Origin of the sequence: Citrobacter sp. Cpo030 (assembly GCF_030333005.1) — a bacterium.
Taxonomy (GTDB): domain Bacteria; phylum Pseudomonadota; class Gammaproteobacteria; order Enterobacterales; family Enterobacteriaceae; genus Citrobacter; species Citrobacter portucalensis.
Genome location: NZ_JAOWGT010000047.1, coordinates 1 through 15,456 on the forward strand (window position 1 = coordinate 1; position 15,456 = coordinate 15,456).

Annotated in this window: 14 protein-coding genes, 2 tRNA genes, 1 pseudogene and 1 riboswitch; of the genes and pseudogenes, 11 read left to right on the plus strand and 6 right to left on the minus strand. The window is 50.4% G+C overall.

Translation table 11 applies throughout. The annotated features are described in order from the left end of the window. From OGY37_RS05050 to OGY37_RS05105, 11 genes and pseudogenes are all read left to right on the plus strand, one after another. Window positions 1-977, plus strand: a pseudogene (locus OGY37_RS05050) (IS3 family transposase); the annotation flags it as partial. Between the two features lie 45 nt (window positions 978-1,022). Then, window positions 1,023-1,934, plus strand: coding sequence for a hypothetical protein (locus OGY37_RS05055; RefSeq protein ID WP_286620273.1), 912 nt, complete (start codon window positions 1,023-1,025; stop codon window positions 1,932-1,934). 193 nt (window positions 1,935-2,127) lie between these two features. Beyond that, on the plus strand, window positions 2,128-2,730 hold the full coding sequence (locus OGY37_RS05060) for a tyrosine-type recombinase/integrase (RefSeq protein WP_198579151.1): 603 nt from the start codon (window positions 2,128-2,130) through the stop codon (window positions 2,728-2,730). 106 nt (window positions 2,731-2,836) lie between these two features. Beyond that, window positions 2,837-2,898: riboswitch (Fluoride riboswitch) on the plus strand. Between the two features lie 87 nt (window positions 2,899-2,985). After that, complete coding sequence (locus OGY37_RS05065) at window positions 2,986-4,317, plus strand: voltage-gated chloride channel family protein (RefSeq protein WP_198579150.1); 1,332 nt, start codon at window positions 2,986-2,988, stop codon at window positions 4,315-4,317. Then, a complete protein-coding gene (locus OGY37_RS05070; protein ID WP_198579149.1) occupies window positions 4,314-4,682 on the plus strand; it encodes a hypothetical protein in 369 nt (122 codons plus the stop codon). Before OGY37_RS05065 ends, OGY37_RS05070 begins: the two co-directional genes overlap by 4 nt. Window positions 4,683-4,950: 268 nt before the next feature. Next, window positions 4,951-5,283 (plus strand): EmrE family multidrug efflux SMR transporter, encoded by a 333-nt coding sequence (locus tag OGY37_RS05075; RefSeq protein WP_126318254.1) that lies wholly within the window; start codon window positions 4,951-4,953, stop codon window positions 5,281-5,283. Window positions 5,284-5,316: 33 nt separating this feature from the next. Continuing rightward, window positions 5,317-5,865 (plus strand): GNAT family N-acetyltransferase, encoded by a 549-nt coding sequence (locus OGY37_RS05080; protein ID WP_149280889.1) that lies wholly within the window; start codon window positions 5,317-5,319, stop codon window positions 5,863-5,865. Window positions 5,866-6,138: 273 nt separating this feature from the next. Beyond that, entirely contained in the window at window positions 6,139-6,621 is a 483-nt protein-coding gene (locus tag OGY37_RS05090; RefSeq protein ID WP_286552393.1) for a glutathione peroxidase, read from the plus strand. A gap of 199 nt (window positions 6,622-6,820) precedes the next feature. Beyond that, window positions 6,821-6,897 (plus strand) — tRNA-Val (locus tag OGY37_RS05095). Between the two features lie 4 nt (window positions 6,898-6,901). Continuing rightward, window positions 6,902-6,978 (plus strand) — tRNA-Val (locus tag OGY37_RS05100). A 186-nt stretch (window positions 6,979-7,164) separates the two neighbouring features. Then, window positions 7,165-7,887, plus strand: a complete 723-nt coding sequence (locus OGY37_RS05105; protein WP_286620275.1) for a substrate-binding domain-containing protein — start codon at window positions 7,165-7,167, stop codon at window positions 7,885-7,887. On the opposite strand, the gene OGY37_RS05110 is transcribed toward OGY37_RS05105, so the two are convergent. The 6 genes from OGY37_RS05110 to puuE all read right to left on the minus strand — a co-directional run bounded on the left by OGY37_RS05110 (window position 7,874) and on the right by puuE (window position 15,455). Next, entirely contained in the window at window positions 7,874-8,626 is a 753-nt protein-coding gene (locus OGY37_RS05110) for an ABC transporter ATP-binding protein (RefSeq protein ID WP_286620277.1), read from the minus strand. The two genes, OGY37_RS05105 and OGY37_RS05110, sit on opposite strands and share 14 nt — an antisense overlap. Then, window positions 8,623-9,627, minus strand: a complete 1,005-nt coding sequence (locus tag OGY37_RS05115; RefSeq protein ID WP_003832715.1) for a FecCD family ABC transporter permease — start codon at window positions 9,625-9,627, stop codon at window positions 8,623-8,625. The genes OGY37_RS05110 and OGY37_RS05115 overlap by 4 nt, the downstream gene beginning before the upstream one ends. Next, window positions 9,614-10,669, minus strand: coding sequence for an ABC transporter substrate-binding protein (locus tag OGY37_RS05120; RefSeq protein ID WP_148362033.1), 1,056 nt, complete (start codon window positions 10,667-10,669; stop codon window positions 9,614-9,616). Before OGY37_RS05120 ends, OGY37_RS05115 begins: the two co-directional genes overlap by 14 nt. A 157-nt stretch (window positions 10,670-10,826) precedes the next feature. Beyond that, on the minus strand, window positions 10,827-11,837 hold the full coding sequence (locus OGY37_RS05125) for an ABC transporter substrate-binding protein (protein WP_286620279.1): 1,011 nt from the start codon (window positions 11,835-11,837) through the stop codon (window positions 10,827-10,829). Between the two features lie 9 nt (window positions 11,838-11,846). Next, the gene (locus OGY37_RS05130; protein WP_286620282.1) at window positions 11,847-13,979 is read right to left on the minus strand and encodes a TonB-dependent receptor; all 2,133 of its coding nucleotides are present in this window, start codon (window positions 13,977-13,979) and stop codon (window positions 11,847-11,849) included. Between the two features lie 213 nt (window positions 13,980-14,192). Beyond that, a complete protein-coding gene (gene puuE, locus OGY37_RS05135; RefSeq protein ID WP_286620284.1) occupies window positions 14,193-15,455 on the minus strand; it encodes a 4-aminobutyrate transaminase in 1,263 nt (420 codons plus the stop codon). Window position 15,456: the final 1 nt, after the last annotated feature.

A 15,456-nucleotide genomic window follows, 5' to 3' on the forward strand; every position in this document is an offset into this window, starting at 1 on the left:
GATGCTCAGGCCGAGATCCGCCGTCTCCAGAAAGAGCTGAAACGGGTTACCGACGAACGGGACATATTAAAAAAAGCCGCGGCGTACTTCGCAAAGCTGTCCGACTGAGGTACGCCTTTATCCGTGACAACTCCTGTTGCTGGCCTGTTCGCCTGCTCTGTCGGGTGCTGGATGTTCATCCCAGTGGTTTTTACGCCTGGCTTCAGCAGCCGCATTCACAACGCCATCAGGCAGACCTGAGACTGACAGGACAGATTAAACAGTTCTGGCTGGAGTCGGGATGCGTCTATGGTTATCGCAAAATCCATCTGGATCTGCGTGACAGCGGGCAACAGTGCGGAGTAAACAGAGTCTGGAGACTGATGAAACGTGTCGGAATAAAGGCTCAGGTCGGATACCGAAGCCCGCGGGCACGTAAAGGCGAGGCCAGTATCGTGTCACCCAACAGGCTCCAGCGACAGTTCAATCCGGATGCTCCTGATGAGCGTTGGGTAACGGACATAACCTACATCAGGACCCACGAAGGCTGGCTGTATCTTGCCGTTGTTGTTGATCTGTTCTCACGCAAAATTATCGGCTGGTCCATGCAATCCCGGATGACAAAGGACATTGTCCTGAACGCACTGCTGATGGCTGTATGGCGGCGTAATCCCGAAAAACAGGTGCTGGTTCATTCGGATCAGGGCAGTCAGTACACAAGCCATGAGTGGCAGTCGTTCCTGAAATCACACGGCCTGGAGGGTAGCATGAGCCGTCGCGGTAACTGCCATGATAATGCGGTTGCAGAAAGTTTTTTCCAGTTGTTGAAACGTGAACGGATAAAGAAAAAGATCTACGGAACGCGGGAAGAAGCCCGCAGTGATATTTTTGATTACATCGAAATGTTTTATAACAGTAAGCGTCGGCATGGTTCTAGCGAACAGATGTCACCGACAGAATATGAAAACCAGTATTATCAACGGCTCGGAAGTGTCTAGATTATCCGTGGCGATTCAAACGGCTACTTACCTCTACTTTTGAACATGAATAAAAGGCTTATTGAACCCCGTAAAAGGAATGTACATTTTCACAGCGCCTTGATTGTTCCTGAAAAAAATAGACATGGTTTTGCTTTACTCATTAATAAAATGCAATGTGGGATCAACATTAACGGCTATCAAAGTCATCATTTGGAAAGAGCTAACTTCAATGATGATTTTTTGAATGATTTTGGCTTACATCATTTCCACCTTGGTGAAACAACTCAAAAGACTGGAAAGCATAAGCACTACATTGAAAGAACTGGCAATACTGTTTTTGCAAAGGTTGATCAGAACGACATTTATTTATTAGGAGTATTCGGTCATAACAGTGAAGAAAAACAATTCATCTATTCTGATGAACAACTGCTCAAGTCCTTATATGATGAGTGGCCACATCTCCTTGAACAGTGTCGAGTTAGAGGTGTGACAGGGCAAACACTATCCCCAGAAGAACGAAATGCCTTACGAAGTAACGGTGCCAATGTGATTACGGCCCTTAGTGATGACATTACAATTATGTCCCCCGGGGGAGGGTACATGGCAAATAAAATGAGTGCTTCTGTTTCCATAGAAATGATACATCTATACCGTACAATTTCTATGCTTAAAAAATCATTATTTGAGATTCAAGAACAGCACTATCCATTTGATGCTGAATTCAAAGTGATCACTTTCGGTCACGATGAGTTAAGCTTATTTTGCGATAAAAACTGTTTTTTTACAAAAATACAGATATTAGGTGGCCATCATAAAACCATGAGTTTAGCGCCTGGATATGGGCCAGTTTACTCTCATGGCTTTGTACTAGGTAAAACGACTAAGCTATATGTTGCATTGATTGAAGCGCTAAATACTACTGCGAGCAGAAATTATCTACATCCATTTCCGTCACTATATATACGACATTTATGAATCTTTAATATACAATTAAATCAAAATTAAAATTTTTCAGGCATTTATTTCGAATCATAGATGTGCCTAAAATCCACACAATTTCCTTAAGGGGTCTTTGCATGCGGATTAGGTTACCTTTAAAGTGAACTTCCGCTCCTCGCTCATGAGGGACAACCATACTCAAATCTCCCACATTGCAGGAGATTTAAGTATGAACACGTCACCGTGGAACAAAGACCGTATCATTGGCCAAAAAAGACCACTTCAGATATCTCATATCTGGGGTATCCGAATCCGACTTGAACTGGAAGGTAAAACGCGCGATTTAGCCCTGTTCAATATGGCCCTAGACAGTAAACTTCGGGGTTGTGATCTGGTTAAGCTAAAAGTTTCTGATGTTGCATATGGTAGCTCCGTTTCAAGCAGAGCAATGGTGTTGCAACAGAAAACCGGTAGCCCTGTGCAATTTGAGATAACTAAAGGGACAAGAGAAGCTGTTGCTGCATTGATAAAGCTTAGCAATTTGCACAATAAAGACTTCTTGTTTTGGTCTCGGGTCGGAACTAACCGGCACATTTCAACTCGGCAATACAACCGAATCTTTCATAGGTGGGTAGAAAAGCTTGGTCTCGAAGATTCGCTTTACAGCACACATTCCATGAGAAGAACAAAACCTTACCTGATCTACAAGAAAACCAAGAATCTCCGGGTGATCCAACTTCTGTTGGGTCATAAGAAACTGGAAAGCACAGTCCGTTATCTGGGCATTGAAGTCGATGATGCGTTAGAGATCTCTGAATCGATTGAAGTCTAAGGTTGCCAGGGCTGCAACAGCAGTCCTGTGCCAAAAACGGACATTAATACATGGGGGGCGATAATGGGTGTGAACTCTTCTGCTGAATCGATTCCTGTGCTAACATAAACCCATAGGGGATGGCATTCCCCCTTGAACCGCCATGTGGCTAATGATGCCTGCATTTATTCCCGGACCGGGAAGATGCAGGCTTATCGTTTTATCAGCCATGCAGCGTTGTGTGTCCGGGATGATTAACCATCTGAGGATGCTTCAATGCGCTCAAATCACTTCCTGCTCAATAATTCAATCAGTTCTCTTGCGCAATGGCTTGGCCTTGCTTTCCTGATCGCCGTGCTGACCGGCACAGCTTCTGCGTTCTTTCTGTTTTCCCTTGACTGGGCTACGGCGACCCGGCTCAGACATCATTGGCTTATCTGGTTGCTTCCCGTTGCAGGATTTGCCGTGGGATGGGTTTATCTGCGCTACGGAAGTTCAGTAGAAGGCGGGAATAACCTGGTGCTCGATGAAATTCATAATCCCCAAAAAATTATCCGTCTGCGCATGGCCCCGCTGGTATTTATCGGCACTGTTGTTTCGCATCTCTTTGGTGCTTCTGTTGGGCGCGAAGGGACAGCAGTACAGATGGGTGCCTCCATAGCCGATCAGTTTACTCGCATGTTTGGCCTGACGCCGGATACCCGACGCATTGTCCTGATGGCCGGTATCAGTGCCGGTTTCTCATCAGTATTCGGCACCCCTCTCGCGGGCGCCATTTTTGGGCTTGAGGTTCTGGCCGTAGGGCGGATGAATTACAACGCATTAATACCGTGTATTTTCGCTGCCATTGTGGCCGATCAAACTGGGTTATTATGGGGAGTACATCATACTCATTACTCCGTCTCGTTTATTCCTCATATGTCTGCCTGGGCACTGATTGCTGTCATAATCGCCGGTGGGCTCTTTGGTCTGACTGCCAGGGCTTTTGCCAGCGCAACACATGCCATCGGCAGTTTCATGAAGAAGGCTATCCATTATGCGCCACTGAGACCGTTCATTGGCGGACTGGTAGTGGCTGTGTCGGTCTTTTGCCTGGGTGCTGATCGCTATATCGGTCTGGGTATTCCCGTTATCGTTGACGCCTTTCATCAGTATCTGGCTCCATGGGATTTCCTGGGAAAACTGGTATTTACGGTCACTTCTCTGGGCGCAGGTTTTAAAGGTGGGGAGGTCACACCGCTCTTTTATATTGGGGCCACACTGGGTAACGCGCTGGCTCCAGTGCTGCATTTACCGGTCAGTTTTCTGGCCGGGATTGGCTTTGTGGCCGTCTTTGCCGGAGCTGCGAATACCCCTGTGGCTTCAACACTGATGGCTATTGAGTTATTTGGCTCTGAGATGGGCGTTTATGCTGCACTGGCCTGTGCTGTTGCCTGGCTGATATCGGGTTATACCGGCATTTATCGTTCCCAGCGCGTAGCCTGCCTGAAACATGGCTTCGTGCCGAAGAATATTAAACTTGCTGATGTCCCTGACTGGTTAGCAGACAATGTAAAGTCCCGGAAACCGAAAAGCAGCGAAACCTGTTCGGCAGAGGTGAATAAGTGAAGATGGAAACGCTATCGACGCTACGAATCTATATCCCGTCAGGCACCAGGGTAAAAGCATCGGGATTTATGAAAAAACTTACCGCTCCTCCATTGAGCCATTATCTGCTGCGTCAGGCTAGGGCAGAGGGAGTACCTCAGGCTATCATCCACAACGTAAGTGCAGGGTATCTTGTCGGGATGAAAATAAGCTATTCCCACCATGAAATTAAAGCAGGTACTCACCCGGAATGCCTTGAACTGATTGGGCATGTAGCTGAATTAAAAAAATTCATCGCTGATTATGAAGAGCATCTCGAAGGATTGCGCTGCATCATCTCAATGTCTGAGGAACACACCATCATTTCTGAAGAAGTATTACCATGAATGAAATACATCCGTTGTAATAGCACGGATAGCTCTGAATCACCATGGGTTCAAAGGCAACTGCGTGCAAGTCATGGGCTGGGATTAGCCCATGACTTGCAGACACGGACAAATATCATGAATGTCCGTTATTCGCTCAAAGCGGACCTTGCGACGCTTCACTAGATGCCATGAAACGGGCATTTCAGCAGTAGTTTGGGCTGTGTTCAAACTCACCCAACCCTTTGTGATACGATATTCGCTTTAAATTGTCACATGGGGTCAGATTTTGAATTCATACATTTTCCTTGCTGGGGCCATCGTAGCTGAAGTCGTAGGTACAACCCTGATGAAGTTCTCTGACGGATTCACACGCCTATGGCCATCTGTAGCAACTATTGTGTGCTACTGTGCAGCCTTTTATCTTCTCTCCCAAACTCTGTCGACCATTCCAACGGGTATCGCATACGCAATTTGGTCAGGTGCTGGAATCGTATTAATCAGCCTTTTGGGCTGGTTAATAAGCGGGCAAAAGCTAGATTTTCCGGCGATCGCAGGTATGCTTCTTATTTGTGCTGGGGTTCTGGTTATTAATATTTTTTCAAAATCCTCCCCACATTGATCCTCTTATCTTGTTCGAGCAGGAAAAGTGCATATGAAAATACCAATACTCCATACAGAACGCTTGCTGTTAAAACCATTAGAAGCCGAAGATGCCTCGCAGATTCAGGTGCTTTATCCCCGCTGGGAGATAGTTCGCTATATGGTCTCCTCAGTACCCTGGCCCTATCCTGATAACGGTGCGGAGAATTACGTCAACAACGTTGCCCTGCCTGATATGGAAAAAGGGATTGCGTGGATCTGGACTATCAGACTCCGTGAGGCCCCTGACGCTCTCATAGGTTTAATTTGCCTTTATGACGTTGAGGATAATAACCGTGGATTTTGGTTAGCTCCGGAATATCAGGGGCAGGGTTTTATGCGTGAAGCCAGTAATGTCGCTACGGATTACTGGTTTAATACGTTAAATAAGACAGTATTGCGTGCGCCGAAAGCCTCTCTCAATATCCGTTCCAGACGTATTTCAGACAGTAGCGGAATGCGGCTTATCAAAACGGAAAAGAAAGAGTATGTCAGCGGTTTGCTGGATTCTGAACTTTGGGAAATCACGCGCGACGAATGGAACGCTCGTCAGGTTGGTTAAAATAAATTATGGAATGTCCATAACCGAACCGCAGAGAATTTCTGTTCTTCGCGAAAGTTCATCACCTCTTGAATCAGTTTTCTGCCCAATCCAATCCACTGCCGCGACAGCCATCATCGAGAATACACCAGCGCAAATGTGCTTCATTCATTTTGCCCTGCACCAATGGCAAGTTTATTAATCCTGAAGTTGCGATCATAATAAATAGATACGCAGCGAAGCCTGTCACTCGCGGGCAACATGAGTAATGCTATCTTATTTGAGGATTCTGGCATGGCCCCCTTTCATCAACTGACTGCCATCAGTTTGCATGGCCAGCCCATCTGTATGGCCGACTACGCAGGCAAACTGGTTCTGGTGGTTAATACCGCCAGCCATTGTGGTTTCACTCCACAATATGCAGGCCTCGAAGCGCTCTACAAGAAGTACGCCGCGCAGGGTCTGGTGGTGCTTGGTTTTCCCTGCAACCAGTTCGGTAACCAGGAGCCCGGTGGAGCCGACGAAATCGCGCAAACCTGTCACATCAACTACGGTGTGAGCTTCCCGATGTTTGAGAAAGTGGAAGTCAACGGTGCCGCTACGCACCCGGTGTTTCGTTACCTGAAAGACGAATTACCCGGCGTGCTGGGCGGGCGGATCAAGTGGAATTTTACTAAGTTCCTGATCGGGCGTGACGGCAAGCCGCTTAAGCGATTTGCACCCTTCACTACCCCAGAGAAAATAGAAACCACCATCCTTACAGTGCTTAAAGTCTGAGCGCCTCTGTAATTCAAACCGACCCTGGTATGCCCCAGTTCGCTGTCTGAATAAAAAACACGCTGCAAAATCAACAAAATATAATCAACTTGCTTAATTACTCTGCAATCGCGTGAGATCGGGAAGAAAAATGCTATTTCCCTCTTGCCTCATTCGGTCTGTGCCGCTAATATTCGTCCCCGTTGTCACCTACAACGTTGCGTTCATAGCTCAGTTGGTTAGAGCACCACCTTGACATGGTGGGGGTCGTTGGTTCGAGTCCAATTGAACGCACCATCTTGCGTCCGTAGCTCAGTTGGTTAGAGCACCACCTTGACATGGTGGGGGTCGGTGGTTCGAGTCCACTCGGACGCACCAAATCATATCCCTTTGATTTGGTGCTATTTCACTTCAAAACTATCTTTTTATCTTCAGTTTGTATCCGTCAGTTTTATCATTTCCCATGATGATTCAATAGCACTGCGCTAAATCATTCTAAATTCCATGCTCAACGCGTATCATTCATCTTCTTCGCATAATGTCTATCGTCAGAGCCAGGATACCATGCCCTCTTCCATCCTTCTGTTCGCTGCGGGCAGTTTACGCCCTGCATTTACTCCACTGATAAGCCAGTTCACGCACCAGAGCGGAATAGACGTTAAGGTCGAATATGGTCCGGCCGGTCTATTGCGCGAGCGTATTGAAGCGGGAGAAATGTGTGCGCTCTTTGCCTCCGCTAACCGGGAACATCCACAAAACCTGTTGGTACGTAATAAAGCCGTCTCTACGCACACCTTTTGCTGGAACAAACTGAGCCTTGTCAGCAATCGAACCGGTGTCTGGCTGGATTTACTCCGCGACCCAACGCTGCGACCTGGTACATCAACGCCCGGCTGCGACCCTTCCGGAGACTATACCTGGGCATTTTTCGACAATATGGATGTACTGGAACCAGGACTCGGGCAACAACTTCGCGCTCGCGCCATCCCGCTGGTTGGTGGTCGTGATACGGTAAAAATCCCGCAAGGAGAACTGGCGAGCGCCTGGATCCTGCGCCAAGGGCTGGCCGATTTGTTTATCGGTTACGCGCATTACGCACACGCGCTGCGAGCGATGCCCAACGTACATTACGTGGCTATTCCTGATGAGCACAATATTCGCTGCGAATACCAACTGGCGGTGCTTGATGCATCCAAAGAAGTGATGGCGCTGGTTGAATTCATACTTTCCCGCGGCGGTCAGGCGTTCCTTACCGCCGCAGGATTCTTACCGCTTAACGACGAATAGAAAACAACGGTGCAATAAACGGCGTCTGGTAGTTCTCCACGCTGAGTCTTCTCAGCGTTAAACCATAAGCCAGGAATAAATTCTCCTCCGTCACAATGCTGTCCGTTAGCCCAGCCCGCCATTTTCCTTCAGGGAGTAGCAGCAAAGTATGGGAAGCAACCTGTAACGCATGCAGCGGATCGTGGGTCGAAAAGACAATACTGCATCCCTGTTGATGGGCCAGATCGCTGATTAGCTGCAGCACCACCTGCTGATTGGCGAGATCCAGCGCGGAACACGGTTCATCCAGTAACAGCGTTTGACACTCCGTCACCAGAGCCCGGGCAATCATCACCAACTGTTGCTGCCCGCCAGAAAGTGAGCCAAATGAGCTGGAGGCGAGATGCGTGATATTCAACTGCTCTAACGCCTGCATTGCTCTTTTTTGATCCTGCGGACTGGGTTGCGCAAAAAGCTTCACGTGCTGTGCTCGCCCCATCAACACCACGTCGCTGACCGTGTACGGAAACGGCAGATGGCTATGCTGTGCCACAATCCCTATCCCACCGTTATTTTCAATACTCCCGCCTATAGCAGGCAGCGTGCCGGTTAACGTATCGAGCAGTGTGCTTTTACCCAGGCCGTTGCGTCCCAGCACGGCCCAGATCTCACCTTTCTGGCAACAGAACGTTAGCGGCTCAAATAGCGGCGCGCGATGCCCATAAATAAGCTGATTTACGCGCAGTGCGGCAGGTATCATGATTTCTCCCGGCGGCTGGTACGAATGAGCAAGAAAGCAAACAGCGGCGCGCCGAACAATGCGGTAATGATCCCCAACGGTATCTCCGCGTGCATCAGGGTGCGGGCAATGTCATCCACTACAATCATAAAACCGCCCCCCAGCCAGAAGGCACACGGCAGAAGACGACGATGATCAACGCCCACCAGCAAACGCGCCAGATGCGGAATCACTAATCCAACCCAGGCAATACTGCCGCTGACCGCCACCTGAGCGGCGACCAAAAATGCGCAGCACACCAAAACGCTGCGTCGCAGAGGAACCACCGCCACCCCCAGTGCTCTGGCATCTTTGTCATTAAGCGACAACAGGTTTATCCGCCAGCGTAGCTGGTACAAAACCGTCGCGGCGATACCGACCGGAACCGCCAACAGCAGCACTTTATGCCAGTTGGCCGTCGCAAAGCTGCCCAGCAGCCAGAACACAATATTAGGTAACGTCTCTTCGGTATCTGCCTGATACTGGATCAGGCTCACCAGCGCGGCAAAAAATCCGCTCAAAATGATACCCGACAGGATCAATACCAGCGTATTCTCCAGCCCCTGTAACGCAGCAATGGCATACACCAGGATCAACGCTGTCAGACCAAAGAAAAACGTTGATCCCATCATCAGCCAGGGCGAAAGACCGAGCAGGATGGCCAGTGTTCCACCAAAGGCCGCCCCCGACGTCACGCCGATAATATGCGGGTCGACCAGAGGGTTATGAAATACCCCTTGCAGCGTCGCGCCGCATAACCCAAGCGCGCCCCCCGCCAGCAGTGCCATCAGAATACGCGGTAGCCTGACTGTCCAGATAACCTGGCTGCCTATTCCCTCAGCGTCGCTATAGTGCGTCAGGTGATAAAACACTTCGCTTAACGACAGCGGATACTGTCCGAGGCATAGCGAACTGACGCCCAGCAACAGGACCACAACGATTAAGAGCGGTTGCTGGGGCAAAATACGGTTACTTAGCTGCATCAGGCTGCCAGTTCACACGATAAAAACGTTGATAGTAGTCCTGGGCCTGCGCATCAACGTCCACGTTTTTATAGGCATCCGGATACAGTTTTTTGGCCATCCAAAGTTCACCGATCGCCAACGCTTCCGGCATCGGATAGCCCCAGGCTTTGGCATATTCAGGCATCAACCAGACGCGATGATTTTTCACCGCATCAATCCCCTGCCAGTTTGGATCGTTTTGGATCTGAGTTACCACCTGCGGATAGCGATCCTGGACAAAAATCACCTGCGGGTTCCACGCTAATACCTGCTCCAGCGCAACCTGATGGGCACCTTTCACACTGGCAGCCGCCACGTTTAATCCCCCCGCGTGCTGCATCATCAGTCCCGTGTACTTCCCGGAGCCGTAGGTCATCAGGTCGGGGTTAGCCATATAAATACGGACTTTTTGCGCATCCGGGATTGTTGCAACTGGCGCATTGAATTTTGCCCGCGCGGCAAAAACGTAGTCGATTAACGTTTCGGCCTGCGGTTTGCGCCCAACCACGTCAGCGATCAGGCGAATACCCTGCTTCAACCCTTCGTTGTAGACCTGCTCTTCATCGGCCATGGTCGGGTTCATTTTATTCTGTTGCCCGGTGGCATCCTTACGTAACGAGATAGCCACGACCGGAATACCGGCGTTCTGAATCTGCTGGATCATCTCCGCTGGCGCATAGTTGGCGACAAAAACCACCTGCGGATGAATCGCCAACAGGCTTTCGATGTTCACGCTGGTGAGATCGCCTGGCGTCGGCAATGTAGTAATCGTCGGCATAAAGCGCGCAAATTCAGGCCCGAGCTGCTTTTTCCAGCTCGACATCACACCAACAATGTCCTGCTGGGCATTGAGCTGAACCAGAATATTCAACGTCTGGTGTTGCAGCACGACCACTTTGTCCACGTGGTCAGGAATCGTGACCTGTCGACCAAGCTGATCGGTGATCGTTCGGTCGGCCTGAGCAGAAAACGCAAACAACATGCTGGCGCAAACCAGCACAAAAGAGCGGAAAGTTAACATGGGATACCATCTGAATAGAGGAGTAAAAACGATATGCATTAAATTATATAACGAGAGACCTGGCAAACCATTTTCATCATGAGCGCACCAAACCCCACATTTCAGAGGGGAAAAAATGGCGTGCAATCCTTATCACGCCTGTCTTTATACGTGAGCGCTACTCCTGTGGGGGTAACGCGTTTAAAACTCGCATCGCCTGCTCCTGAGTGAGCGAATAATCGAAGAACTGGCGATAAAAATCTCGCGTTACGCTGACCATATCCAGGCCGCCAAACAGCGCAGGATGCAGTTTTGATGCGGCCCACTGCAGCTGCAACGCGCTTTCAGTGCCGTAACGGTCCCAGGGGAACACGCCCGCCGGATTGCGCCAGACGTTACCCTGTTTCACTGCGTTAAGTTCTTTGAACAATGCCGCATATGGCGAACTGGCGATATCACCGCACCCCGCACCGAGAATAATGACCTGCGGTTGCCAGTAAAGCACCCTCTCGGGCGACACCTCTTTCATGTTGCCGTCAACTTCACCTGCCGCATTCCGTCCACCCGCCAGCGTAATCCAGGTATCGATCAACGTGTTCCTGCCGTCGACTTTAAGCGGATTTAGCGATTGAATATGAAGTACCCGAGGGCGCTGATTTTCCGTCAGCTCCGCAGTTTTAGCCTGCACATCCGCGAGCACACGGTTGAGATACTGATTGTAAGCCGTTGCCCGGACGCGAGCCTGCTCGGTACCCAGAACCTCTGCGGTCGTAGTGACCGATTTTTCCATCGAAGCATAGTCAGTAAATGCCATTTCAAGGGCCGGGATACCCGCCTGACTGTAGCTTTGAGCATCCCCTTTTCCTTTTGCCACAAACACCACGTCGACGTGCCGGGCCAGCAAATCCTCACTATTAAATGATGTTCCCCGTATCTGTAAGGCTTGCCTCAGAGAAGGATTGATTTTAAACATCCATGGCTGGTTTTCCTCATGGTTGACCGTCGCAACAATGTTACGACCTGCGCCCAGCGTCATCAGCACCGAATGATGTGCAAACCAGCCATCCGCAATACGTTCAACATGCGTGGGAACGGTAACTGTGTGACCAGCATCATCCACAACCTGGCGTGTTGCCAGGGCAGGAAACGCCAGCCACACACAAAGCAGCCATGTGTGGCACGTTTTCATAAGCAACCTCTAAAAATCAACCTGAACAGAAAACTGAGCCTGGCGCGGTGCGCCAAGTTGAGCGCTGGCAGCCCCTGCACCCGTGTAACCAGTCAATGCGCCCGGAACAATATTGGTCCAATAGTGACGGTCGGTGAGATTGGTGATATCAAACCGGAAAGTGGTTGGCGTGTTCCACAGTCTGGTGGCATAACGCGTACCGATGTCCACCGTGGTGTAACTCCCGACCCAGCTGTCGTTGGCATTATCGGTAGCCCGACGTCCGACGTAATGCACGTTCGTGTCGACATCCAGTCCCGGAACCCGTTCGATGGTGTAGATTGCGAGGATATTCGAGGCGAAGCGCGGCAAACCAACTACTTGCTTACCATCCGCATTGCTGGCCGCGGTATTATGAAGTGTTGGATCAAGCCAGGCTCCCCCGCCTAACACGCGCAAATTACGGGTGATATGCCCATCAGCCATCAGTTCCAGCCCACGGTTCTTCTGCGTACCATCCTGAGCAAAATCGCCATTGTCGTTGGTATAGGCAAAGGGGCGTTTGGCTTCAAAAAGCGCAGCGGTAAGCAGCAGATCTTTTACTGGCGCATATTTTGCGCCCACCTCCAGTTGATGGCTACGGTAGGGAGCTAACACCTGCCCGGCATTGCGCGCCCCGGCGGGCGCGGTATCGCCCTGCTGCAAACTGTCCGCCCAGGTGGTATACAGCGTGACGTTCTCCACCGGTTTATACATCAGGCTGGTGGAACCGCTCATGCCATTGTCTTTCTGACGGCTGCTTTCATGCCCAGCTTTGTTGTAGTTACTGACGGTAAACAGGTTCTCGCTGCCGGAAAGCAGCAAGCTCCACTGCGGGGAAAAATGCAGCGTATCGCTTAGCAAAAATGCATGCTGAGTGGTAGTCGCCGAATGATAGCGATCGTTAAAGTCTGGATACGGTGGTCGCGGATAGTCGGGATGTTGATCGAGAGAAGAATGCCCCAGAGTGAAAGTGCCGCCGTTTCTTGGATTATAGTTTTTCCACACAAATCCACGCATTCCGGTAGCAATATCCTGCGTCAGCCAGCCGGTATCAACGCTACCGGTCAGGTTCGCTAAATAACTGTTGATGGTAAAGCGACTGGCCGCCGAATTAGAGGTTGTAGTGGTGTAATCGCCCCGGTTATCCGTCAGGGTGTTGGTCACGGCCGTCGACTCGCGGTCTGCAACCTGGTGCAACGCCCCCAGGTCCAGCATCCAGTTGCCGTCAAAATCATGCTTAATATGCATATCGACGGTAGTCGTTTCGTCATCATGACCCGCATAAGATTGACCATATTTACTGTCCGTAGGATCAAATGCCGCGGGAAAGTGAACGCCTTTCGCCAGGGCAAAGCTACCCGGCATGCCTTTTTCGTAATAATGGTAATAGCTGAAATTACTCTCCAGCACCGTTTGATCTGTCAGTTGAAAGTCCAGCCCCAAGCCAGCGTACTGTCGACGGACATGGCTATCGGTGGTGTAGCTATGGCCCTCATCGTTCAGCAAGTTGAGGCGATATTTCACCCGGTCTCCCGCATCGATTGGGCCGCTGAAATCCATCGATGCCAACGTTCCCGACCCTGTACCTTGCCCTACTGTGACGCGATGCAACTGTGTATCGACAGGTCGTTTAGACACCAAATTAAACATCCCTGCTGGATTAGCAGGGCCATACAGCGATCCAGCGATGCCGCTCAACACCTCAATGTTCTGGAACTGTTCGGTCGAATATTCCGTCGTGGAGACGGCGTTCAGGCCATCAATCATATGGTTTTGTACCACGCTCCCCTGCATGCCGCGGGTTTGTGGGCGGACGCCGTCACCCTGAACGGACGGTAGGTAGCGATAGGCGTCTTTCACATCTTTGATTTGTTGCTGATCCAGCACTTTTTTCGACAACGTCTGCACCGACCAGGGAACGTCTATCAACTCTCGCTCGCCGAGGCTACCTAACGTTGCTTTTTTTTCGCTCGCCGGAGGTTCATGTTCCGATAACGAGGATTGTGACGTGGCTGGCGCCGAAACGATGACGGTATCTTCAGCATGAGCCGTGACGGCGGTGGAAAAACAGGCAAAGGTTAACAACCCAGAGGCCACTGGGGTAAATTTGTTATTTAACATTCGTTAATTCAATTCGTTAGATAGAAAGACTGGAGGCCGCTAACGCAAGCGCCTTCTCTTGAAGAGTACAGTTATTATATTTGTATGATGAATAGGATAGACCCAATCGATATATATGTAAATATATAACGACGTGTTGTTGATAAATCCACGACAACAAAAAAGCCGACGGTGATGACGACCGTCGGCTTTGGGTAAATGACAATTAACGAATTACTTGGTTGCTGCTTTAATAATATCAAGCGCTTTGGCGAACTGCTCCTGCGGAATTGTCATCGGGTAAAGGAAACGAATAACGTTGCCATACTGACCGCAGGTCAGCAGCAGTAATCCTTGCTCAAGGGCTTTCTTCTGCACGCGTTGCGCGGCTGCGGCGTTGGGTTCTCCTGTCGCTGCATCACAGAATTCAGCGGCAATCATAGAGCCTAAACCTCGCACTTCGGCCAGTTCAGGACACCCTGCTTGTGCATCTGTCAGAGCGGCGCGCAGCTGTTCGCCGAGAGCCGCCGCACGCTGGCATAGCTGCTCATCACGAATGATATCCAGCACCGCATGGGCCGCTGCGATCGACAGCGGGTTTCCAGCGTAGGTTCCCCCCAGACCACCCGGCGCAGGCGCATCCATAATTTCGGCTTTGCCCACGACGCCTGACAGCGGCATGCCGCCCGCAAGGCTTTTCGCCATGGTCATCAGGTCCGCTTTATCGGCGTAATGATCCATCGCAAACAGCTGACCCGTACGGGCAAACCCGCTTTGTACTTCATCAGCTATCATCACGATGCCATGCTCGTCGCAAATACGGCGGATGGCAGCCACAAACTCTGGCGGTGCCACCACGAAGCCCCCTTCTCCCTGGACGGGTTCGAAGATAATCGCCGCAACCTGGGTTGGATCGATATCGGCTTTAAACAGGCGCTCAATCGCTTTTAGGGAATCCGCCGTGGAAATGCCCTGCAATTCAGAAGGATACGGCGCATGGTAAACAGAGCCTGGGAACGGGCCGAAACCTTTTTTATAGGGTGCCACCTTGCCGGTTAACGCCATCGTCATGTAAGTTCGCCCATGAAAACCACCCCCAAATGCGATAACGCCAGGACGGCCGGTATGCGCGCGCGCAATTTTCACCGCGTTTTCTACCGCTTCAGCCCCGGTAGTGAAGAATGTGGTTTTACGCTTGCCGTCGATTGGCGCAACAGCGTTGATTTTCTCAGCCAAAGACACATAGCTTTCGTACGGGACAATCTGATAAGCCGTATGGGTAAAAGCCTGAAGTTGCGCTTCGACTGCCTGCACCAGGCGAGGATGGCGGTGTCCGGTGTTCAGTACGGCGATCCCGGCGGCAAAATCGATGTACTGATTGCCTTCGATATCGGTAATTGTGCTGTTTTCTGCCGACTGGGCATAAAAATCACACATCACACCCACGCCACGCGGGGTGGCATCCAGACGACGTTGTTGCAGGTTTTTATTGTTCATT